Source organism: Ruegeria sp. E5 (assembly GCF_056534105.1).
Genome location: NZ_JBQFPA010000003.1, coordinates 39,087 through 60,242, shown reverse-complemented (window position 1 = coordinate 60,242; position 21,156 = coordinate 39,087). Strand labels below are relative to the sequence as shown.

Sequence of the window (21,156 nt, the reverse complement as noted above, 5' to 3'; positions counted from 1 at the left end):
GCCTTTCGCCTTTAGTCGTGCAGGCCAAGCTCATTGGCGGTCTTCCAGATCCGCCAGTGATCATGTGGCATGTTGGTATGCCGCAGACCAAAGGCCCGGAACGCATCCTGCACCGCGTTGGAGAAGCATGGCACCCCGCCCACATGCGGACTTTCGCCCACGCCCTTCGCACCGATGGGATGATGTGGCGACGGCGTGACGGTGTAGTCGGTCTCGTAGTTCGGAACCTCCCATGCGGTCGGCAGGAAGAAATCCATCAGCGTGCCCGTCTTCACGTTGCCCTGATCGTCATAGGCGATTTCCTGGCCCAAAGCGACGGCGAGTGCTTCGGTCAGGCCGCCATGAACCTGTCCTTCGATGATCATCGGGTTGATCCGGGTACCGCAATCGTCCAGAGCGTAGAAGCGGCGGATGTCTGGCACGCCTGTATCCACATCAATATCCATCACGCAAACATAGGCACCGAACGGATAAGTCATGTTTGGCGGGTCATAGTAGCTGACCGCTTCAAGCCCTGGCTCAATCCCTGGAATGGCCTGATTGTAGGCGGCGAATGCGATTTCTTTCATGGTCTTGAACCGCTCGGGCGCTCCTTTGACCTCGAAACGGTCGACGTCGAACTCGACGTCATCGTCATGCACTTCCAACAGATAGGCCGCGATCATTTGCGCCTTGGCGCGGATCTTGCGGCCAGCCATGGCCGTAGCCGCCCCGGCAACCGGGGTCGAGCGCGAGCCGTAGGTGCCCAGACCATAGGGCGCGGTATCGGTGTCGCCCTCTTCGATGGTGATGCTATCGGCAGGTAATCCGATCTCGGAGGCCAGTATCTGTGCGAATGTCGTCGCGTGGCCTTGCCCCTGCGAAATCGTTCCAAGCCGTGCAATTGCAGAGCCCGTGGGATGGATGCGAATTTCGCAGCTATCGAACATGCCGAGACCCAGGATATCGCAATTCTTCACTGGGCCGGCACCCACGATCTCAGTGAAGAAACTGAGACCGATTCCCATGAGCTTGCGCGTTTCGCCCCGTTTGAACGCCTCTACACGCTCGGCCTGTTCCTTGCGCAATCCCTCGTAGTCGACGGTGCTGAGCGCTTTGTCCCATGCAGTGTGATAATCGCCAGAGTCATATTCCCAGCCAAGCGCAGCCTGATAGGGGAATTGCTCTTTCTTGATGAAGTTGATCCGGCGCAAATCTGCCGCGTCCATGTTCAACTCGATCGCCAGCACCTCGATCATCCGTTCGATGAAATAAACCGCCTCTGTCACGCGGAAGGAACAACGGTAGCTGACCCCGCCCGGCGCTTTGTTGGTGTAGACGCCATCAACCTCAAGGAATGCAGTCGGGATGTCGTAAGATCCGGTGCAGATATTCATGAAACCCGCCGGGAATTTGGTTGGGTCGGCGCAGGCGTCAAATCCACCATGGTCCGCTGTCACATGGCAATGCAACCCGGTGATCTTGCCGTCCTTGGTGGCAGAAATGCGGCCCTTCATCCAATAGTCGCGGGCAAAGGCGGTGGTCATCAGATTGTCCATCCGGTCTTCGATCCACTTTACCGGCTTGCCGGTGACGATGGAGGCGACGACCGAACACACATAGCCCGGATAGGCCCCAACTTTATTTCCAAACCCGCCGCCAATATCGGGAGAAATCACACGGATATTGTGTTCCTGGATCCCGGAAATCAGGCTGACCACAGTGCGGATAGCATGAGGCGCTTGGAACGTGCCCCAAAGAGTCAGCTTGCCATTGACCTTGTCCATTGAGGCGACGCAGCCGCAGGTTTCCAGTGGGCATGGGTGCGTACGGTGGTAATACATGGTCTCTTCGGCAACGACCTCGGCATTGTCGATTGTCTCGAATGTTGGATCCTTGTCGCCCGCTTCCCACGTGAAGATGTGGTTGTGATGCTTTCGAGGACCATGTGCTCCATCGATTGGTTTGCCATCCTCGCCCACGGTGTCTTCACGCAGAACTATCTGTGATTCCATCGCCTTGAACGGATCAACCAGAACCTCAAGCTCTTCGTATTCGACTTCGACGGCCTCGATTCCATCTGCCGCCGCATAGCGGTCTTCGGCCACCACAAACGCCACTTCCTGGCCTTGAAACAGAACCTTGCCATCGGCCAGAACCATTTGCTTGTCGCCGGCCAGCGTCGGCATCCAATGGAGGCCGAGCGGTTCAAGGTCCTTGGCGGTTAGCACAGCGAGAACGCCGGGCACTTCAAGCGCTGCCGCCGTATCGATGTTGGTGATCCGCGCGTGAGCATAGGGAGAGCGGACGAAATCTCCAAAGAGCATCCCGTCGAGCTTCACGTCATCGACGTAGTTGCCCTTGCCTTGAGTAAAGCGGGCATCTTCGACCCTTTTGCGCGAACAGCCCATGCCCTTGAGGTTCGCGGTGCGTTCCTCACGATCTGGTGTCATGTCATTCATTGGGCCGCCTCCTTGGCTGCATTCATCTCGGCCGCTGCGGCTTTGATGGACTTCACGATGTTCTGATACCCGGTACAGCGGCAGATATTACCTGCCATGCCAAAACGGATCTCTTCCTCGGACGGGTTCGGGTTCTCTTCGAGCAACTTTGCCGCACGTGTGATCATGCCCGGTGTGCAGTAGCCGCATTGCAGCCCGTGATGTTCCTTAAACGCCTCTTGCAGCGGGTGCAGCGCGTCAGGCCCACCGATGCCTTCGATGGTTGTGATATCCTTGCCATCGGCCTGCGCCACGAACATGGTGCAGGACTTGACTGATTTGCCATCAATGGTGACGGTGCAAGCGCCACAATGGGAAGTCTCGCAACCAATATGCGGGCCGGTGATATTGAGCCGCTCGCGCAGCGTGTAGATGAGAAGTTCGCGTGGCTCGGCAAGGAATTCCTCTTCCTTGCCGTTCACCGTGATCTTGTAGTGTTGTTTCTTTGACATCGGACGATCTCCTCACGCACGCGACCAGGCGCGCTCAATGGCGCGGGTCAGAATGATACCTGCCACGTGTTTTTTGAAAGCGACGGGGCCGCGGTTGTCCTCGGTGGGGTCAATATCACCGAGCATGGCGGCCACAGCGGCCTTAATGGCATTTGCATCGACGCCGGTGCCAACCAGAGCGGCCCCAGCCGCCTCGGAAAAGACCGGTGTGTCGCTCAGATTGGTCATTGCAATCGAGGCGGAGGCACAGGTGCCACCTTCTTTCACGATCTGGACTGCAGCGGCAGCGGTCGCATAATCGCCAATCTTGCGCTTTTGTTTTTCATAGGCGTAACCGCCTTGAGGCGTTGGGATGGTGACTGCCGTCAACACTTCTTCGTCTTCCCGAGCAGTCATGTAGGCGGCTTCGTAAAACTCGCGGGCAGCGATGTCGCGTTCCCCGTCAGGACCCTCGACAGTGAAGCGCGCATTCAGGCACTGCATCAGGCCGGGCATGTCATTGCCGGGGTCGCCATTGGCCACGTTGCCACCAACTGTCCCCATGTATCGGACTTGCGGGTCTGCGATCTGAAGGGCAGCTTCGCGCAGAATCGGAGCGGCCTCAGCCAGTGCGTCGTGATCAATAATCGCGTGCTGGGTGACCATCGCACCGATGCGGATACTGTCACCTCCGATCTCGATATCAGACATGCCGCCAACATCCTGAAGATCGATCAGATGCGGCACATCCGCCATCCGCAGCTTCATCATCGGAATCAGGCTGTGCCCACCGGCCATGACGCGGGCATCATCGCCATGCTCTTCCAGGATCGACAGCACACCGGCCATGTCCTTGGGTCTGTAGTATTCGAATGCCGCTGGAATCATCGGCTCTCCTCCCTTCAAGCAAATGTTCTGGCTGAAAGGATCACTGCATGCGCTTGGATGGCGACGCTTCAGGAAATCAACAAAAAACAGGTATTTTGCACGAAATGCGCCCTAGGTCGCACGAATTGCGCCCACCTGCGATGCAAGCGCATCCTGAACCGTCTTGAGTTTGGATCGACTGACCGGCGCGGGTGGCAAACCATCCCCGTCGAACAGGCATCGACCCTTATCTTTGGTACGCTCAAACCGCGCCACGCGCTGAGGATTGACAAGGTAGCTGCGGTGGGTCTGGAGAAATCCGGTGGGCACCAATCGCTTGGCGGCCTCGGTCACTGGCCAGACACAAAACAACCGATCCGTTTCGGTGTAAACTTGGGTGTAGTGCCCATCCGCGCGCAAAAACAGAACATCTTCGGCAGAGATGAAGACCTTTCCACCATCCCGTTCGCAAGGAATTTGCAGCAATGGTTTTACATCCACGGTCGCTTCTGTTGGCTCCGGGTCTTTCCTCGAAGGTCCTGGCAGGTAGGTCACGCTGACCCACAAGCAAGCACCAAATATGATGAAACTGAACAGGATTACGCCAATGGCCAGCGTCTCATTGCTCATCAACGGGCCAAACTCAACCCCACTTGGCACCGCGACGAAACGGGTGCTCGCCAGAGCAAGAAAATGAACGGTGCAAACCGCCGCTGCAAAACACAAAGTGCCCAGCAAAATGTTTCTGTTTGTTCGCTGCCCGTAGGCAATCGCGAAAGCCAGCATACAAAGCGCTATTGCAGCAATCGAGGACAAGATGACGCCACTGGGCGTATACACTGCCCGGCAAAGCTCCAAGCCAGCCATGCCAATATAGTGCATCGCCAAGATGCCCAACCCAACAACGCCTCCTGCCATCGCAATCGTGGCGCGGTTGCGTTCGGTGAAATGCAACAGAATAAGCGCAGCTCCGACGAGCAGGATCGCGACAAGCGCAGACACAAGTGTGATTGCAGCGTCGTAATAGAACAGGATCGGCATCTGAAGCCCGAGCATGGCCACGAAGTGCATGGCCCAGATTCCACCGCCAAGCGAAACAGCTGCAAGAGCCACCGAGGCCTTCTTTTCAAAGACCGGCTTCGTCGAAAGATCTCGCGTCATCGACAATCCTGTAAACCCTGCCACGAAGGCAACAATGCAGGACATGGCGACGAGGAAACTGTTGTGGCTGACGTCGAGAAACTCCATTGTCGCAAATTGGCTAAAAAGTATGCGTTTGGCAAATGGATCAACGATGTCGGACGTTCAAAGAGCGGTTACACATTGGGCGATGCCCAGCTCCGAAGCATTCGTTCCGAGGTGGCTAGCACGCTGCTATTCGGCGGCTTTGAGGCCAAATCCGCCGTTCATATTGATTGGGTGAAAACCACAATTTAAGGCTAATGAAGATCTGCTCGACCCCTCCCGCCGTCATCATTTGATGTTTAATTTGTGACTTCCGAAAGCTGCTGGGTGGAATGGCTAGAGATGCCTTTAGACCGCTTTATAAACTTGCCAGTCTTCGGATAAGCCCTTCAGTTCTTTTGTTACAAGATTTTCGAAGTCCAGACCGGACCCAGCCACCAGATCTTTTACTGTTCTGGAAACGACGATGTCGCCGCCTCCGCCCAATTCAGAGATACGCGCTGCAGTGTTAACGGAAACTCCGCGCACATAATGCAAAGAAACTTCGACCTCGCCTGTGTGAACCCCTATGCGAACTTCCAGATTCAGCTTGGAAATGGCATCGCCAATCGCCTTGCCACGATGGATCGCCTGGCCGGGTCCGTCAAACGTAGCGAGAAAGCCATCGCCATATACTTGGTAGGCAATGTGCACCTCATCACTGTGCCTCCTTAGGACAACCCTATTGGCAAAGAAAGGCTATGAGGCACGCTTGGTTCAATCAATATCTTTTCAATCAGTAGTGAAGGCCAGAAGGCCAGCCCGTTAACCGATGGTTCGATCCTTATAGCAATCGATTATCCACAATAGTGCTTATGGTTTCGTTTTTTATGCTAGCGTTGGGCAGTTGCGAGCACGCACGTTTGAGTATGCTGACGAAAGTGGGAGTATGGAGATGCTGGTTGACCGATATGGACTGACGCTGACGACCAGCCTGCCAGAGGCGCGGGACGCCTATGTCGCGGGGCTTGATCACATCCTTGCAGCAACGTTTGGTGCAAGCGAAGCTTTTTCCGCCGCCATCACGGCCGATCCCGGCTTCGCCCTCGGTCACGTTGGGCTTGCTCGAGCTCGAATGTATGAAAACGATATGTCTGGCGCTCAAGAGGCAATGGCGTCGGCCCGCGCCTGCGCATCTGGGTTGACTGAGCGCGAGGAGGGTCATCTTGCGGTATTCGATCTCTTGCTTCAGGGACGTGTCTTACAGGCACGAAGCGCAGTTCTGAAGCACGCTGCTCATCACCCCCGCGATGTCCTTGTCGCGCAGATCTGTACCAACATTTTCGGTTTGATTGGAACATCGGGTGAGCCTGGTCGGGAAAGCACGCAACTTGCCTACACGACCAAATTATTTGATGCCTTGGGCGAAGACTGGTGGGTTATGAGCGTACACGGTCAGGCGCTGTGCGAAGTTGGGCGGCTTGATGAGGCCATGTCCATGATGGACGGCTCGCTCGCTTTGAACAACACCAATGCAAACGCGTCACACTTCAAAGCGCACACGCTCTACGAGCAAGGTTATGGAGAGGCCGGTCGCGCATACCTTGCCGACTGGATCGCGGATTATGATGTGCGCTCGGTATTGCACGGCCACTTAAGTTGGCATCGCGCTCTGTGGGCCTTGGAGCAAGGGGATGAGGCTGAGCTATGGACGATTTACGAGGGAGCTATCGCACCCGCAGCGTCCTATTCGTTGCCGATAAATGTTCTAACCGATGCTGCTGCACTTTTGCACCGCACTGAAATTGCGGGTCTAACAGTTGCGCCCAAACTTTGGCGCGACCTGAGCGAATACGCATCACGGTTTTTTCCAAAACCAGGCATGAGTTTTGCGGACATACATGGCGCGCTGGCTCATGCAATGGCAGGGGAAGGAGAACGCCTTGCGGTTCTGACCGAAACAAGCTTGGGTTTTGCGGCAGATCTTGTTCGCCCGGTGGCACGTGCTTGGGGTGCGATTGCGCGACAAGATTGGACGGATGCGCTGCAACAGCTGACTCCGGTCATGGCAGATCACGCTCGTCTGGGTGGCAGCCGCGCACAGCGTGACCTTTTGGAGCTGACTTACCTGAATCTGCTTTTGAAATCCGGCCATATTCAAGAAGCTCATCGAACGATTACAGCGCGACGCCCGATCTTCAGTCATACTGCGCCCGTTGCAGGCTTTGTCTGAATTCACAAAGCTCTAGTTTATCAGCTCTTCTTACCCCTCCTTTAGCTAGGCTGCGCACGACCGGAATGGACTGGTTACTTCCTGATTACAAATCCCGTATCACGCCATTTATGGTATGCAAGCCTGATCAATCGCTCTGCAACCTGGTCGTAATTTCTGACAGGCGAGACCAGGATTGTAAGGTGACGGGCAAAGCAAGTGCGGCTTCCGCAAACTCCCACGAATAGCTGATAATCGAAAATAACATGCCCGGTGTCGCATCCAGGTTTTGGGTCGCGAACCACAGGTTGAATAGGAGCAGACCTATTAACAGAATGAAGATTACGCCATAAAGAACGGCTTCGGTATCCGAGAGCTTTACTTCGAACCGGCGCAGTTTACTCAGGTGGACGAAAACCGGACGGTCACGTCGTTGTTCCAGAACACTGACCTGATGCTCCATTTGCTCATTCAGCGCACGGTTCCATTGCCAAAACGTTGAATGAAACAGAGCGTATACAGATATCATTCCGACAAGAACCCCACAGGCAGACAGGGCCAGAACTGGCGAGAAGTAAAACAGCAAAATTGCTGATACGACGAACTGCACCACCCCCGCGATTGCCGAGGGCAGGATCTCTTCAAGAAAGTCGGCCAGTTCGCGCCCCATCCCGATCCGGGCGTTCAGCGACGAAATTGGAAGATTTGAAAACCGCGCGGCAAGCGCCTTGCCCAATTCGACACGGATCATACCGTAGACACGTGTATCGTAAATCCGCCGGATCACGCTGATCATAGTGAGGGCAACCATGAGCGCACCTAACTGCACAAAGGGCTCAAAATCTTCGCTCAGCAATCCATCTATGGCGAAGCCGACGAACAGCGGAATCAGAACCGTCAGGGCAGTTTCAACCAGGATCAGGAACCACGTAAGCCCTACGCGCCAGCGGAACACACTCAGAAGCGTGCCGATTGTCAGTTTTCGATCTGTCAGCATGTCGAATTACTGATCATAGTGAATGCGAACACGCACATCGCCCGGCCAGACCGAGGCAGCCTTGAAATCCGGCTCGTCCTGAGGGTCTGAGGCACCTGTTGAACCCAGCCCCTCCAACAGTTTTGTCTCAGTCATGTTCAGGTCATCGTCCTTGTTTTCGTCATGAAACAACAGCACAGCGTATGGGCCCGCGTTCAGGTCAGAAAACTCATGGCTGACGCTGCCTTTACGTGACGGAATCTGGGCGTAGTCAATGGCGCTCCAGACATCCAAACTGTCAAAGGCGCGCGCGTTATCGAATACAAGGATCACGATGTTGCCCTTGGCGTTGCGGATGCCGTCCACAGTCACATTCAGACCCTCGGCGGAGGCCGGTGTCGCAAGCGTTACTACGGCGAATGCAGGGGCTAGAAGGTTCCGTATCATGGCTTTGTCCTTTCTTCAGAAGGCTGCGGAAGGGGTGACTTGAAAATGGCAATGACATCCTCGGTGATGGCGATCAGCACCGGCACCAGCAGCAGCATGAGGGCTGTGCCGAAGAGTTCTCCAAAAGCTAAAGAGATTGCCGCAGGGATCAGATACTGCGCTTGCTCAGAGGTTTCGGTCAGCAAAGGCAGCAGACCAATCACTGTAGTTGCGGTGGTCAGAAAGATCGCCTTGAAACGTCCAATGCCTGCGCTTCTCAGCGCCAGATTCACGGGCTGACCTTCCTCTCGCGCCTGATTGTAGCGGGTGATCATGACCAGACTGTCGTTCACAATCACACCGGTCAGAGCAAGCATGCCGAAGAACGAAAACAGCGACAGTGAGACATCCATGATCAGGTGCCCGACGGCGGCTGCGATAAAGCCGAATGGCACGATGGCCAGAATGACAAAAGGCTGCCAATAGCTTTTCAACGGCACGGCCATCAGCACATAGATCAGAACGGCTGCCAGCAACAGCGCGCGCTTCAGGCCATCGCTTATATCGGCCATCTCTTCCAGTTCACCGGCCGGCAGGACGGTTACGCTGGGATATTTGGCACGGAGTTTCGGGACCAGTTGCTCGAACACCGCCTGCCCCACCTCTTCGGGAGCAACAAGGTCGCGGTCGATGGACGCGGCTACGATGTTCATGCGCTTGCCGTCACGGCGATCGATAGTGCCAGAGGCATAGGTGCCCTCGATTTCGGCGACGGTCTCAAGCGGCACCCAGGCGCCGGATGCGCTGCGCAACCGGGTCTGCACCAGATCCGCCAACGTATCGCGGTTTTCACGCGCGTTCTGTACGACTACGCGGACTTCGGACCCATCGCGTCTGACCTTGGTCACCTCGGCCCCGCCGAACCCATAGCCAATCTGTCTGGCCAGAGCCTCGGCGTTAAAACCAAGGTGCCGCACGTCCGGGCGCAGGCGGAGTTTCAGTTCAGGTTGGCCGCCCACCAACCCATCCCTTACATTTGCCACGCCCTCGATGTTCGACAGGAAACCTTTCATTTCGGCGCTGGCTTGCTGCAGAAGGTCTTCGTCTTTTGACGCCAACCGGATTCGGAACCCTCCGGCAAGCGTTTCCGATCCGGTGAACTCCAACTCGGTGACGCCCTCGACCGCACCGACCCGGTCGCGCCATTCGCGGACCACGGAAAGGATCGGGACATTCGGACGCTCAGCTACCGGGATCATTTCAGCGAAAATTTGGGCATTTCCAGCGCTGTTGATGATGGTGAATACTGTCTGAACGGGTGGAGCAGACATACTCGCCTCTTCTGCAAGCTCGACGTTCAGCTCGTTCAACACGGCTTCGATCCGATTCACGTTCGTGCGGGTCAGTGCAAAGGGGGAGCGGGCATCCATTTCCAGGTTCATCGTGATGACCTGACCGGGCACCTCGGGAAAGAACACCGTCCTGACCTTGCCCTTGTACATCAGGCCAAGCCCCAGCGTTGCGGCGGCAATGAACAAGATCAGCACAGCGTAGCGCTGACGCACCGCCGCGACGAGCAAAGGCTGGTAGATGCAATCCCGCACCCAGTACAACCCGCCCTGCGCAGAATCCTGTACCCGCCCCCACAAGCGGGTCGGCAAGTATCGACGCTCTTGCCGCATCGAAACCTGCGCCAGATGGGCGGGCAGGATGAATTTGCTTTCGATAAGCGAAAAGATCAGCGTCAGGATCACGATGCCCGCGAACCCGGCAAGTACCTTGCCCAGCGGATTGTCGATCAACAGCATCGGGAAAAAGGCTGCGATTGTGGTCAGCACGCCAAAGACGGTCGCAAGAGCCACGCGATGCACGCCGCGTTCCGTGTCCCTAATCGGGTCCTTCCCCTTGCGGCGTTCTTCAAAAACGCTTTCGCCGACTACAACGGCATCATCGACCAGAACTCCCAAGGCAATGATCAGACCAAAAGTCGTGACATCGTTCAGCGAATAGTCCACCCATTTCGAGCCCGAGACAGCAAGCGCCCCCATGACCGAAACGGGAATGCCCATGGCAACCCAGAAGGCCAAACGCACGTTCAGGAAAATCGACAGCATCAGGGTCACAAGGATCAAACCCTGCACCCCGTTTGAGCGCAACAGCGCCAGACGGTCCGAGATGTAGCCAGCGCTATCACCCCAAACCTCGACCTGAACCTGCGACGGCAGCTGTCGGCTGAACTCGTCAATCGTGCTGCGCACGACATCACTGATCTCCAGCAGGTTTTCCTTCTGCCCGACCAGAACCTCCATCCCTACGGTTGGTTTGCCGTTCAGGCGAAACAAATACTCGCCGTCCTGAAACCCGTCTTCGATTTTGGCAATATCGCCCAAAGGCACATAGGACCCGTCGTCACGTTCGATGATCGGCAGAGCTGCGTATTCCGGCACGTATTTCGCCCTGTCATCGGCCCGCAGATAAATCGTACCGCCATCAGTCCTCAGACGACCTGCCTGAAAGGCCAGCGAATTCCCTTCGATGGCGCGGGTCACATCCGAAACCGTCAACCCATAGTGGCGCAGCAACGCCGGGTCGATTTCGATGCGTAATTCACGCGGTATCAGGCCCCAGATTTGCAACCGCGACAATTCCGGTTGCGCCAGCAACTCTTCTTTCAGGCGTTGCGCCAAGCTCTGCAATGTGGCGGGGTCTGTTTCTCCGAACAAGTTCAGATACAGCGCCGGGAAATCGAAACCCGAGGCTTCGATCACGGGTCGGCGCGCAGTATCAGGCAGATCAGTCAAGCCGTCGATCCGAATACGGACACGATCCAGGACGGCTTGTAGTTTCTGGCCACCTGCGCGGCGGACAGTCACGACACTTAGGTCATTTTGGGATCGTGATGTCACACTACGCACGCCCTCCAAACCTTCGAGGGCCTGCTCAACTTTCTGGGTCACCAATTCATCAACCTGTTCGGCTGTAGCGTCCGGAAACTCGATCGCGATTGTAACACTTTCCGGCGGAATGCGGGGGAAGCCTTCGATCCGAATGTTCAGCAGCGTTTGCACCCCAAGAAATAGGATCAGTGCCATCATCAGATTGGCAGCGACCGGATTTCGGATAAACCAGGATGTCAGAGCATGCATGGCTCAGCCCCCATCTGATTGCGGCGTCACCCGCTGACCCGGTAGAAACGAGGCCAAAGGTGTTTTGGCCACGCGCCACGGGCCGGTCCCTTCGGGAGCCGATACCGTCACTGTACTTTCGCTGCGGAACAGGATGTTCGGGCTAAGCCTCTGCAATTGGTCCTTATCGTCTACAAGCCAAATGTATCCCGCACGGGTCAGGACGCTTTCGGGTAGGGTTAATGTGTCCGAGATCCGGCGTCCGGGAATGTGAACCTGCAGGAAGTCTCCGGCGAGTATGCGTTCATCGGGCTTTGTGACATCCAGAAAGACCCGCACCTGCCGTGTGTCTTGATCCAGAAACCCTCCTCCACGCCGGACTTGAGCCCGCCCCAACGCTCCGCCCGAGCGCTGTGTCAGATCAGCAGTGGCGCCAGAGATCGGATGATCCAACAACGCCCAGTCCGCCTGACTAAACTCGGCGACCAGTTCGAATTGCTGGTCGTCCGAAAGGTGTATCAGGGCATCGCCTGGGTTGACCGTCTGGCCCAGGCTGGCAAAGCGATGGGTTACAAATCCCGAAAAAGGGGCGACAACCTCCGCGTCCTTCAGTTCATTTCGCGCCGCATTCAGCCGTGCCTGCGCAGCTGCAACGGATTTCTCGGCAATGCGCAATTGCGGTAGATTCACAGCCAGTTCGTTTGGCGGTTCTGTTTCATCCCGGTCAAACTGTCGTTGCGCGACTGTCACTTTGTTCTGCGCGCGCAATAACGCCAGTTCCGCTTGCTCAAGCTCCATCTCAGCGGCTGCAACGGCGCTTTGATAAGGTGCATTTTCGATTGAAAACAAAGGGGCACCCCGTTCCACCTTAGTCCCTGCCAAAGCGGCGTTGTGTACTGCAATGATGCGCCCGGACACAGCAGATCGCAGCTTGGCATCCCACCGAGGCCGAACTTCGGCAAACGCCGAAACCCGCGCTTGTACGGTTGCTGAAGCAACCGTGACGACCGAGACGGTCGGTGGCGGAGGTGAGGTCGTTGTTGCCTGAACATCAATTGTATCCTCTGTATCAAACAGGAGGATGACGATCGCTACAAACAGTGCCAACGATAGTCCAATCCAAAGCCATCGCCGGGTCGGTCTTTGCCGAGTTTCCAAAGTTTTTTCTGTCATAGACCAGTCTTTCCTGTGCCGCCGAATCCATTGCACCTTGTGGCATTCGATAGAGTGTCATATATTATGAACGATCGTTCGTTCAATATTAAGTTGAAAAAATGTCCGATGACACCAAGAAGCCGGAATCAATCCGGGAAAAGGCAACAGCCAAGCGTCGCAACCAGATTTTGGAGGCCGCAGTTATGTGTTTCCTTGAGCGGGGCTATCATCAGACAGGCGTCCGCGATATCGCTGCGCGGGCGGGCGTCAGCCTTGGAAATCTCTATAATCATTTTCGCGGCAAACATGATGTGCTTGTAGAAATCGCAATACTTGAACGCCACGAGATGGAGCCGTTTCTGAAAATCCTGAACTCAGATGCGCCCGCGCCCAAAGTCATAAGAAAGTTCATCAAGGCCTACGCAAAATACCTTGCTGCGCCGGAAAACGTTATTTTAACATTGGAAATTTCGAGCGAAGCAGTTCGTCAACCGGACATCGCGCAGCTGTTCGTCGAGAACCGGTCGAGTTTGACTGAGGCCCTGGAAGCCGTAGTGAAGCGAGGAATTACTGGCGGTGAATTGCGCGCCGTTCCGGATCCCCTTCAGGCGTCACAACTGGTGATCGAAGTTCTGGAAGGCAGTGCATATCGTAGTGTGCTGTCAGAATTGCCCATGACCGGGATCATTGTGTGCGCTGAAGACTTTATTATGAGTTCCCTGTTGGCACGTCATTAGCACGTGGGTAGCGTGTCGTTTTGGAATTCGTGAATGTTAGCCAAAGGGAGCTGCCTGAGACATTCATGTAGGCAGCAAAGACCGATTTTGAGCCGGCCAAAACGCGGGGGAGGTCAAAGGAAAGTTGGATTTGCGGTTGGGACTATTGGCTAACGCAATATCATCCGAGGTTCGGTTACCAGACTTCGTTTAGTCACAAGACAAAGCGGTCGCAAAGCGAATGCAGATTCCAACCACCGGCACAGCGCCAGATCGTTTTTGATGCGATTGACGCACTGATCTATTGATACTGTAGGGATCAGGCGATCAGATACGATGGCAGATTTCTCAAGCATCCGCCTTAATCAGGTCGCTTGCCTTTTCGCCAATCATGATCGCTGGTGCGTTGGTGTTGCCGCTAACGATTTCCGGCATGATCGAACAATCAGCCACCCGCAGGTTCGAAATACCGTGTACCTTTAGTCTTGCGTCGACAACAGACGTCTCGGCGTTCCCCATCGCGCAGGTGCCGGTTGGGTGGTAGATCGACACGCTGTTCGATCTGGCCCAATCCAGAGTGCCTTCATAATCTTCGCAGCTCAGCTCTGCCGTTGGTCGAAACTCTTCTGAAATCTTCGAGGCCAGAGGGTTCTGTTTGGCAATCCCGCGCGCGATGTTCACGCCGTCGACAATGGTTCGGCAGTCCGTCTCAGTGGACAGATAGTTCGGGATGATCTTGACATGCTCGGATGGGTCCGGTCCGTTCAGGCGCAGCTCTCCCCGACTTTCCGGACGCAGTTGGCAGACCGACATCGTGAAGGCCGAAAACGGATGCACACCTTCGCCTGGGCTGTCGGCGGACCAGGGTTGCACGTGGAACTGAATGTCGGGCGTCTCAACATCGGGCCGGGTTTTCATGAAACCAGTCGCAAGGCTGGCGGCCATTGTCATCGGACCCGCACGAAATAGTGCATATTTCAGCGCGATTCGCGCCTGATTGAACAGGCTGCGAACTTCGTCATTCAGTGTGGGCTCATTGCATTTGAACACCAGCCGCGCCTGCAAGTGATCCTGAAGACCTTTGCCAACACCCGGCAGGGCGTGCAGCGGTTTGATACCATTTTCCTTTAGATGATTCGGCTCTCCGATCCCTGACAACATCAGGATTTGGGGAGAGTTGATCGCCCCACCGGACAGGATGACCTCGCGCCGAACTGTCAGGGTCTGCTCGGCACCAGAACGATCCCGGTAGACCAGCCCGGTTACTTTTTTCCCATCCAGAACCACACGCGACACAAGCGCTTTGGTGATGATGTTGAGGTTCTGACGACCGCGAATGGGCTTGAGATAGGCGACGGCGGCGCTACACCGGCGGCCATTGCGCGTGGTCAGTTGGAAGTAACCCACGCCTTCTTGCTCGGCCCCGTTATAATCTGGGTTGAACGGATAACCGGCGGCCTGTGCCGCCGCGACCCAGGCATCGCAGATCGGGCGCTGAATGCGCATGTTGGACACTGACAAGGGGCCATCGACACCATGATATTCATCCTCGCCGCGCTCTTGATCCTCACAGCGTTTGAACAGGGGTAGCACATCGTCCCAGCCCCAACCATCGTTGCCCATTTGCCGCCAGCGGTCGTAATCTTCCTTCTGGCCACGCACATAGAGCAACCCGTTCAGCGAGGATGAGCCACCCAGAACCTTGCCCCGTGGCCAGTCGATGGATCGACCGTTAAGGCCGGGGTCGGGCTCAGTGCGATAGCACCAGTCAACCGAGGGGTTATGCATCGTTTTGAAATAGCCGACGGGGATGTGAATCCACGGGTTGGTATCGCGGCCACCTGCTTCGAGCAGCGCAACAGTTGTGTTGGGGTCTGCGCTCAACCGATTGGCAATGACACAGCCCGACGATCCTGCGCCAACAACTGCATAATCCACCTCCATGACCGCCTCCTTCCAACGTCGCTGAAAAAAACTCTATGCAAGATGCAAGAATTATACTAGCCTTTTTTGATACAAAACGTCTCAATAATTGCGATCAGGGAGGTAAGCAATGGAGATCGGACGGAAACTAAGTGGTATTTCACGGCGAGATTTCTTCCGCGTGGCCGGGCGTTACGGCATGAGCTCGACACTGCTGGCGGCGGGCGGGTTCGGCGGCGCGATGAGTCTGGCGAATCTGGCGCAGGCCGCCGAATCCACCTATGAAAAGCGCTTTTCGAAAGAGCCGAAGCACACGCTGAAATTCGGCGCGTCGGGCTTCAACACCCGCAACCTGTTGATTGAACGCGCCGGCGCAATTGAGTTCGCGCGCGACCTGGAAGAACGCACGGACGGCGAGATTCGCATCGAATTCATCGGCGACAACCAGATCTGCGGCCAGCTGAGCTGTGTCGAAAAGACCCAGCAGGGAATCGTCGATATTTATGCTGCCTCAACTCAGAACTCGGCCGGAGGCGCACCTTATCTGAACGTGCTGGACTACGCCTATATGTTCCCCAGCCGCGCGGCGCAGTATCACTTCTTCTATAGCCCGGCGAGCCAACGCATCCTGCGTGATCCGCTGGAAAAACGGCACGGGTTGAAGTTCCTGTTTACCCATTGTGAGCTACGCGGCCTGCAAATGGGATCGACCTTTGCCGACAAGCCGACCGTCACCAAACTGGAAGAGTTGTTTGGTACCAAGAACCGCGTGACGGGTACGCAGTTGGGCCGGATCGCAATGCAATTGCTGAATCTGAACCCAGTCCCGGTGGCTTGGGAAGAGACACTGGATGCGCTTAAGACAGGTCTGATCGATGGGGCGGAAACCTGGGCCTCGGCCGTGGCTTACGCCAACATGGCGCCGGTGGTTTCGCAGTCGGTCAATCTGAAATTTTTCTGCGGCACTGAACATACGTCCATGTCGGCCGAGGTCTTTGACGGTCTGAGTGGAGAATTGCAAGACGCAGTTATGGAATCTTCCTACTTCACTCAAGCGTTGATCCAGGGTGCGAATGAAGCCGCATTGCTGAATACTGTAGGCTTCTCGGAGCCGCAATTGCCGGACACTATCTTCGCCGAAAATGGCGTGCGCCCGGCATTCCTGGCTGACGATCAGATCAAGCTGGCCGAAGAGATGTGCGCTCCGAACTACAACCCAGAGCCTTGGGCCCAGTGGCGCGAACGTCTGAATAAATGGGCAGGCGGCATTGATACCTATCAGGAAATCTACGACATCGCGCGCGAGATTCCGGCTGACACCCTGCCGGAAAATGTCGAACCGCGCCGTTGGTGGAAAGGCGAAGCCTGATAGACTGTTACGAACCGGCCCTGAGCGGGCCGGTTCAACTTCATACCGACTGGGAGGACGGGGTTCATGTCGTTTTGGGCAGACATCGGCGCGATTTTCAGCGCCTTTCTCAGCCAGGATTCGTTCGAGATTCAATCCGCACTGGAATCCGACGCCGCCTGGGTGTTGGGCGCGATTGTCTCGGCGATTGGCGGAATCGTGATCATGTTGATCTATCGGGCGGTGCCCTTTGTTGAACGTCATCTGGAACGGTCGGTGATGGTGTATTCCTACCTTGCGATCGCATTAATCATCTTCTGGGGCGTGATCGACCGGTTTGTGTTCAACGATCAGGAACCCTGGTCGACCACCATTCCCCCGCTGCTGTTCATGGTCATGGCGTGGTTTGGGGCGTCGTACAATGTCCGCCTGCGCACACATCTGAGCTTCAGCGAATTCCGCACTGCAATGCCGAGGGCTGGGCAATTGGCTTGCCTGATACTCGACGCGATATTGTGGTTCATCTTTGCGGTGATCGTCATCGTGACCACAACACGGCTGGTGGCATTGTCGGCATCAAACTTTCAGATCGTTCTGGGTACAGACAATATCATGCAGTGGTGGTTCCTTCTGGCCGCACCGCTGTCGTTCTTTCTGATGGTCGGGCGCGTGTTTCAGAACCTTGCCGATGATCTGAACAACTGGAAAACAGGCGAGCCGCTGATCAAGCAGGCCGTGATCGGAGCAGACTGATGACAGACGGAACTATGGTCACACTGATCTCTCTTGCGGTCACCTTTCTGTTCATGCTGGGCGTGCCGGTTTTGCTGGTAATCGGCTATTGGGTCATCGGCTGTTCGTTTGTTCTTGGCCTGACGCTGGACAATATGGGTGCTGAACTTCTGAACGTGTTCAACAAGGGTTTCGCCTTGCTGGCGATGCCGCTTTTCATCCTGACCGGCGACCTGATTAATAAATCGGGCATCGCGCGGCGGCTCAGCGATTTCGCCTATGCCTGTCTGGGCTGGATACGCGGCGGGTTGGCGATGGCATCCCTTGGGGCTTGCGGATTGTTCGCAGCAATCTCAGGTTCAAACTCGGCCACAACCGCCACGATCGGTTCGATGCTGCACCCTGAGATGGTCAAAGGGGGGTATGACGAACGGTTCAGCGCGGCCACGGCGGCGGCAGGCGGTACGGTGGGGATCATCATTCCTCCCTCGATCATCTTCATCGTCTATGGCTTCCTGATGAACCTGCCGATATCAGAGCTGTTCGTCGCGGGTATCCTTCCTGGCGCGCTGATGGTCTTTGGCATGCAGTTCGCCTGCTGGATCATCTGCCGCATGAACGGGTGGGGTCATCTGATCCCGCTGCAACTGAACCGGGTGTTGAAAACTGCATTCGGTGCCTGGCTTGGATTCTTCGCCATCGGGCTGGTGCTGTGGGGTATATACACAGGCAAATTCTCACCAACTGAGGCAGCCGGAGTGACGGTCGGCTTCTGCGTTATTGCGGGGTTGGTCAGCTATCCGATCAATCGGATCATGGGCGCGCGGAACGACATCTCACCCACCGAAAAAAGCTATGCCGAGATGTTTGTCGTCGAAGGCTTCACGATCCCCGAGATCCCCTCAATCGTGATCCGCTCGGCCCAGATCACAGGTATCCTCGCACCGCTGATCGCGATTTCTGTGGTGATGCAGCAGATCCTGTCATTGCTCGGCGCTCAGCAAACCATTGGGGATTTCGTAACCTCGATGGGTGGCTACTATGCGGTTCTGTTTACTTCGATGGTGATCGTTTTCTTCTCGGGCATGGTACTCGAAAGCCTGCCTGTCACGATTATCCTGGCCCCGATCCTGGCACCGATTGCGGCCTCGGTCGGGATTGATCCGATCCATTTCTCGGTAATCTTCCTTGTGGGGGCTTCGATTGGCTTCATCACACCACCCTACGGTCTCAATCTCTACGTGGCATCAGGGGTGACTGGCGTTCCCTACTTCCGTCTGCTTCGGTACACTGTGCCCTATCTAGCAGCGCTGATATCAGTGTGGATTTTGATCTCGCTTGTACCCGATCTGGCCTTGATCCTGCTGCCAAATAACTAGACTGTTGCGGGATGGCCGAAACGGAAACACAAGACAAAGAAACTCAGATCCCAACTAACTTGCGCCTTCTCCTCATCCTTGAGGAGGTGGCGCGACGCGGGGTTGCCGTCAAACCATCGGACCTGATAGAGACACTCGGTCTGGCGAAACCAACAATCCACCGTTTGTTGCAAACAGCAGAGGCCGAAGGTTTCCTGCAGCGCGATCTGGATGGCCGCTCATACGGTCCTGGGCACCGTCTGCGGTTGCTTTCAGTCAACACCATGTCGTCCGAGCATCTGCGCACAGCGCGTTTGGCGATCTTACGCAGTGTCGCCGAACAGGTTGGAGAGACCTGCAATCTCGCCATCCCTGACCGAGAGGGCATGATCTATCTTGACCGGGTCGAGACGAAGTGGCCTTTGCGCATTCAATTACCGGTCGGGACACAGGTTCCCTTTCATTGCACCGCCAGCGGTAAGATGTACTTGTCCACGCTCCGGCAGAAAACACTGGATGGATTTCTTTCAGCAGGAAATCTGCAGCCACAGACTGAAAGTTCACTGACCGACCCGCAGTCATTGCGCACGGAAATCCAACATATCGCTCAGAACGGTTATTCCACTGATGATGAAGAGTTCATGAGTGGAATGGCGGCCCTAGCAGTACCCGTTCAAGATGGGCAAGGCCGATTGGTGGGCACACTTTCGGTTCATGCACCGACACAACGTCACAACGTCAACAGCCTGATGTCGTTTCTGGGTATCCTGAAAAAGGGGGCAAATGAACTTTCGGCTCTGTTAACCACGTGACCAGAACCTGAAAGACAGCCGCGACATAATAATTTTTGCCCGATTGCCACGGCAGGCATCGTCCGGTTCGGGGCATTCTGCATCGCAACGGATGAGCCGCGCACAAAGGCCTTCCTCACAGCTTTCTTAGTCTGCTAGCCATAAACTCTGAATCTAAGAAATACTCACACCAGTAGTTCAAGTTGGATTGGCCGTGCATGCCGAATCCGGGTCGTACATCGTTGGTAGATTCGAGCGAGTAGATTTCCAGACATAGCCCTCAAGGTCGGGATCACTCAATAGTGCGGGCAGGACCGAGTGATTGACGTAGTCTTATTTCTGTCGGCAACTCAACACTTTGACCGCTGTGCGCATCACGGAGTATCTGGATCAGCATCCCTGCAGCGCGACGCCCCATCTCGCGATGCGGGACATGGACCGTCGTAAGAGCGGGTTCGGCGAGCATTGCAATTTCGATATCGTCAAAACCGGTAATTGAGAGGTCCCTGGGCACCTCAAGCCCCATTTCCCGAGCCGCACGTAAGGCTCCGACCGCCAAAACATCATTGACGCACATCACGGCAGTCGTTTCTGGTGCGGCTGTCATGACCTCGCGCAAAGCAACTTCACCAGTTTCAACGCCGTAAGCGGTCTCGACAAGAAACATTGTATTCGGGTCCTGACCGGCCTCTTGTTTGGCATCCCGAATACCTTGAACGCGTTCCCTTGCCCGATCATTCGAAGCGGTTGGAGCAGAGATACACGCGATATGCTGATGCCCATATCCAATGACCTGCCGGGCAAGGGCAAACATCGCAGCCCGATTGTCAAAGCCGATGGCCGGCGGGGATTGGTCAGGATCAAATGACCAGGCGATCAAAGTTGGTACACGCTGCTTTTCCAGAAACGCATAGATTTCCGGTTCGCGATCGTACCCAATCAGCAGCAACCCATCTGCACCCCGCGCTACCAACGCACGCACCTGTTGTTCTTCCAGCTCTGAATCATAGGCGGACGAAGCAACCAAAAGCGTTTTACCATGCCTCACCAGCTCTTCCTGAAACGCCTGTAATCCGCGTGCAAAAACAGCGTTCTCCATAGTCGGTATCACGGCGGCGATGGTATTTGTCTGCCGTGCCGCAAGGGCTTGGGCTCCGAAGTTCGGCGCGTACCCAAGTTCTCGAACAGCTGCCAGAACTCGTTCCCTTGTGCTTTGCCCTACTCGCTCTGGCGAGTTCAGGCACCGCGAGACGGTTGCGGTGGACACGTTCGCATGTCGGGCAACATCTGCAAGGGTTGGGACTGTGTTTTCGTGACCGCTTTGAGGCATGGTTTTTCTTGTCATTCTGGATGGGCAAATAGCTCAAGACGAATTCTATCAAAAGCACGATTTGTCGGGAACCTACAGCACATATGCAATGTAAGCGCTTGCATAACAAAATGTAAGCGCTT

At 55.7% G+C, this 21,156-nt stretch carries 17 protein-coding genes; 6 read left to right on the top strand and 11 right to left on the bottom strand.

Annotated features, from left to right (window positions below; all coding sequences use genetic code 11):
• Positions 1–11: 11 nt before the first annotated feature.
• From ACR0BI_RS12230 to ACR0BI_RS12210, 5 genes are all read right to left on the bottom strand, one after another.
• On the bottom strand, positions 12–2,441 hold the full coding sequence (locus ACR0BI_RS12230; protein WP_480562469.1) for an aerobic carbon-monoxide dehydrogenase large subunit: 2,430 nt from the start codon (positions 2,439–2,441) through the stop codon (positions 12–14).
• On the bottom strand, positions 2,438–2,932 hold the full coding sequence (locus tag ACR0BI_RS12225) for a (2Fe-2S)-binding protein (protein WP_170392521.1): 495 nt from the start codon (positions 2,930–2,932) through the stop codon (positions 2,438–2,440). Before ACR0BI_RS12225 ends, ACR0BI_RS12230 begins: the two co-directional genes overlap by 4 nt.
• Before the next feature lie 12 nt (positions 2,933–2,944).
• On the bottom strand, positions 2,945–3,799 hold the full coding sequence (locus ACR0BI_RS12220; RefSeq protein ID WP_480562470.1) for an FAD binding domain-containing protein: 855 nt from the start codon (positions 3,797–3,799) through the stop codon (positions 2,945–2,947).
• A gap of 111 nt (positions 3,800–3,910) precedes the next feature.
• Positions 3,911–5,026, bottom strand: coding sequence for an MHYT domain-containing protein (locus ACR0BI_RS12215; protein WP_170420487.1), 1,116 nt, complete (start codon positions 5,024–5,026; stop codon positions 3,911–3,913).
• 285 nt (positions 5,027–5,311) lie between these two features.
• Positions 5,312–5,656: an adenylate/guanylate cyclase domain-containing protein gene (locus ACR0BI_RS12210; protein ID WP_170392524.1), complete on the bottom strand. Its 345-nt coding sequence runs from the start codon at positions 5,654–5,656 to the stop codon at positions 5,312–5,314.
• 241 nt (positions 5,657–5,897) lie between these two features.
• On the opposite strand from ACR0BI_RS12210, the gene ACR0BI_RS12205 reads away from it, so the two are divergent.
• Entirely contained in the window at positions 5,898–7,175 is a 1,278-nt protein-coding gene (locus ACR0BI_RS12205; RefSeq protein ID WP_480562471.1) for a tetratricopeptide repeat protein, read from the top strand.
• A 127-nt stretch (positions 7,176–7,302) separates the two neighbouring features.
• Here the strand turns inward: ACR0BI_RS12205 and ACR0BI_RS12200 are convergent, their stop codons facing one another.
• Genes ACR0BI_RS12200 through ACR0BI_RS12185 form a run of 4 tightly spaced genes read right to left on the bottom strand, consistent with a single transcriptional unit; the run spans position 7,303 to position 12,854 of the window.
• Positions 7,303–8,151: an ABC transporter six-transmembrane domain-containing protein gene (locus ACR0BI_RS12200; RefSeq protein WP_480562472.1), complete on the bottom strand. Its 849-nt coding sequence runs from the start codon at positions 8,149–8,151 to the stop codon at positions 7,303–7,305.
• Between the two features lie 6 nt (positions 8,152–8,157).
• The gene (locus ACR0BI_RS12195; RefSeq protein ID WP_170512800.1) at positions 8,158–8,577 is read right to left on the bottom strand and encodes a DUF2141 domain-containing protein; all 420 of its coding nucleotides are present in this window, start codon (positions 8,575–8,577) and stop codon (positions 8,158–8,160) included.
• On the bottom strand, positions 8,574–11,702 hold the full coding sequence (locus tag ACR0BI_RS12190) for an efflux RND transporter permease subunit (protein WP_480562473.1): 3,129 nt from the start codon (positions 11,700–11,702) through the stop codon (positions 8,574–8,576). Before ACR0BI_RS12190 ends, ACR0BI_RS12195 begins: the two co-directional genes overlap by 4 nt.
• 3 nt (positions 11,703–11,705) lie before the next feature.
• The gene (locus tag ACR0BI_RS12185; RefSeq protein WP_480562474.1) at positions 11,706–12,854 is read right to left on the bottom strand and encodes an efflux RND transporter periplasmic adaptor subunit; all 1,149 of its coding nucleotides are present in this window, start codon (positions 12,852–12,854) and stop codon (positions 11,706–11,708) included.
• Positions 12,855–12,955: 101 nt separating this feature from the next.
• Between ACR0BI_RS12185 and ACR0BI_RS12180 the strand changes: the two genes are divergently transcribed.
• Entirely contained in the window at positions 12,956–13,573 is a 618-nt protein-coding gene (locus tag ACR0BI_RS12180; protein WP_170420473.1) for a TetR/AcrR family transcriptional regulator, read from the top strand.
• Positions 13,574–13,900: 327 nt separating this feature from the next.
• Here the strand turns inward: ACR0BI_RS12180 and ACR0BI_RS12175 are convergent, their stop codons facing one another.
• Positions 13,901–15,496 carry a GMC family oxidoreductase N-terminal domain-containing protein gene (locus ACR0BI_RS12175; protein WP_170564322.1) on the bottom strand — a complete coding sequence of 532 codons (1,596 nt, stop codon included), beginning with the start codon at positions 15,494–15,496 and terminating at the stop codon, positions 13,901–13,903.
• Between the two features lie 109 nt (positions 15,497–15,605).
• Here ACR0BI_RS12175 and ACR0BI_RS12170 point away from each other — a divergent pair, with 109 nt between their 5' ends.
• The 4 genes from ACR0BI_RS12170 to ACR0BI_RS12155 all read left to right on the top strand — a co-directional run bounded on the left by ACR0BI_RS12170 (position 15,606) and on the right by ACR0BI_RS12155 (position 19,725).
• Positions 15,606–16,844 (top strand): TRAP transporter substrate-binding protein, encoded by a 1,239-nt coding sequence (locus tag ACR0BI_RS12170; protein ID WP_170402109.1) that lies wholly within the window; start codon positions 15,606–15,608, stop codon positions 16,842–16,844.
• Between the two features lie 66 nt (positions 16,845–16,910).
• Complete coding sequence (locus ACR0BI_RS12165; protein ID WP_170392533.1) at positions 16,911–17,576, top strand: TRAP transporter small permease; 666 nt, start codon at positions 16,911–16,913, stop codon at positions 17,574–17,576.
• Complete coding sequence (locus ACR0BI_RS12160; protein ID WP_170594355.1) at positions 17,576–18,934, top strand: TRAP transporter large permease; 1,359 nt, start codon at positions 17,576–17,578, stop codon at positions 18,932–18,934. The genes ACR0BI_RS12165 and ACR0BI_RS12160 overlap by 1 nt, the downstream gene beginning before the upstream one ends.
• A gap of 11 nt (positions 18,935–18,945) precedes the next feature.
• Positions 18,946–19,725 carry an IclR family transcriptional regulator gene (locus tag ACR0BI_RS12155; protein ID WP_170661686.1) on the top strand — a complete coding sequence of 260 codons (780 nt, stop codon included), beginning with the start codon at positions 18,946–18,948 and terminating at the stop codon, positions 19,723–19,725.
• 271 nt (positions 19,726–19,996) lie between these two features.
• On the opposite strand, the gene ACR0BI_RS12150 is transcribed toward ACR0BI_RS12155, so the two are convergent.
• Positions 19,997–21,034, bottom strand: a complete 1,038-nt coding sequence (locus tag ACR0BI_RS12150; RefSeq protein WP_170392925.1) for a LacI family DNA-binding transcriptional regulator — start codon at positions 21,032–21,034, stop codon at positions 19,997–19,999.
• Between the last annotated feature and the right edge of the window lie 122 nt (positions 21,035–21,156).

Bases quoted from the DNA above. Each gene is read 5' to 3' on its own strand.
- ACR0BI_RS12175 (WP_170564322.1), bottom strand. From the start codon at position 15,496: ATGGAGGTGGATTATGCAGTTGTTGGCGCAGGATCGTCGGGCTGTGTC.
- ACR0BI_RS12165 (WP_170392533.1), top strand. From the start codon at position 16,911: ATGTCGTTTTGGGCAGACATCGGCGCGATTTTCAGCGCCTTTCTCAGC.
- ACR0BI_RS12185 (WP_480562474.1), bottom strand. From the start codon at position 12,854: ATGACAGAAAAAACTTTGGAAACTCGGCAAAGACCGACCCGGCGATGG.
- ACR0BI_RS12160 (WP_170594355.1), top strand. From the start codon at position 17,576: ATGACAGACGGAACTATGGTCACACTGATCTCTCTTGCGGTCACCTTT.
- ACR0BI_RS12195 (WP_170512800.1), bottom strand. From the start codon at position 8,577: ATGATACGGAACCTTCTAGCCCCTGCATTCGCCGTAGTAACGCTTGCG.
- ACR0BI_RS12155 (WP_170661686.1), top strand. From the start codon at position 18,946: ATGGCCGAAACGGAAACACAAGACAAAGAAACTCAGATCCCAACTAAC.
- ACR0BI_RS12200 (WP_480562472.1), bottom strand. From the start codon at position 8,151: ATGCTGACAGATCGAAAACTGACAATCGGCACGCTTCTGAGTGTGTTC.
- ACR0BI_RS12205 (WP_480562471.1), top strand. From the start codon at position 5,898: ATGCTGGTTGACCGATATGGACTGACGCTGACGACCAGCCTGCCAGAG.
- ACR0BI_RS12230 (WP_480562469.1), bottom strand. From the start codon at position 2,441: ATGAATGACATGACACCAGATCGTGAGGAACGCACCGCGAACCTCAAG.
- ACR0BI_RS12180 (WP_170420473.1), top strand. From the start codon at position 12,956: ATGTCCGATGACACCAAGAAGCCGGAATCAATCCGGGAAAAGGCAACA.
- ACR0BI_RS12220 (WP_480562470.1), bottom strand. From the start codon at position 3,799: ATGATTCCAGCGGCATTCGAATACTACAGACCCAAGGACATGGCCGGT.
- ACR0BI_RS12190 (WP_480562473.1), bottom strand. From the start codon at position 11,702: ATGCATGCTCTGACATCCTGGTTTATCCGAAATCCGGTCGCTGCCAAT.
- ACR0BI_RS12225 (WP_170392521.1), bottom strand. From the start codon at position 2,932: ATGTCAAAGAAACAACACTACAAGATCACGGTGAACGGCAAGGAAGAG.
- ACR0BI_RS12170 (WP_170402109.1), top strand. From the start codon at position 15,606: ATGGAGATCGGACGGAAACTAAGTGGTATTTCACGGCGAGATTTCTTC.
- ACR0BI_RS12150 (WP_170392925.1), bottom strand. From the start codon at position 21,034: ATGCCTCAAAGCGGTCACGAAAACACAGTCCCAACCCTTGCAGATGTT.
- ACR0BI_RS12215 (WP_170420487.1), bottom strand. From the start codon at position 5,026: ATGGAGTTTCTCGACGTCAGCCACAACAGTTTCCTCGTCGCCATGTCC.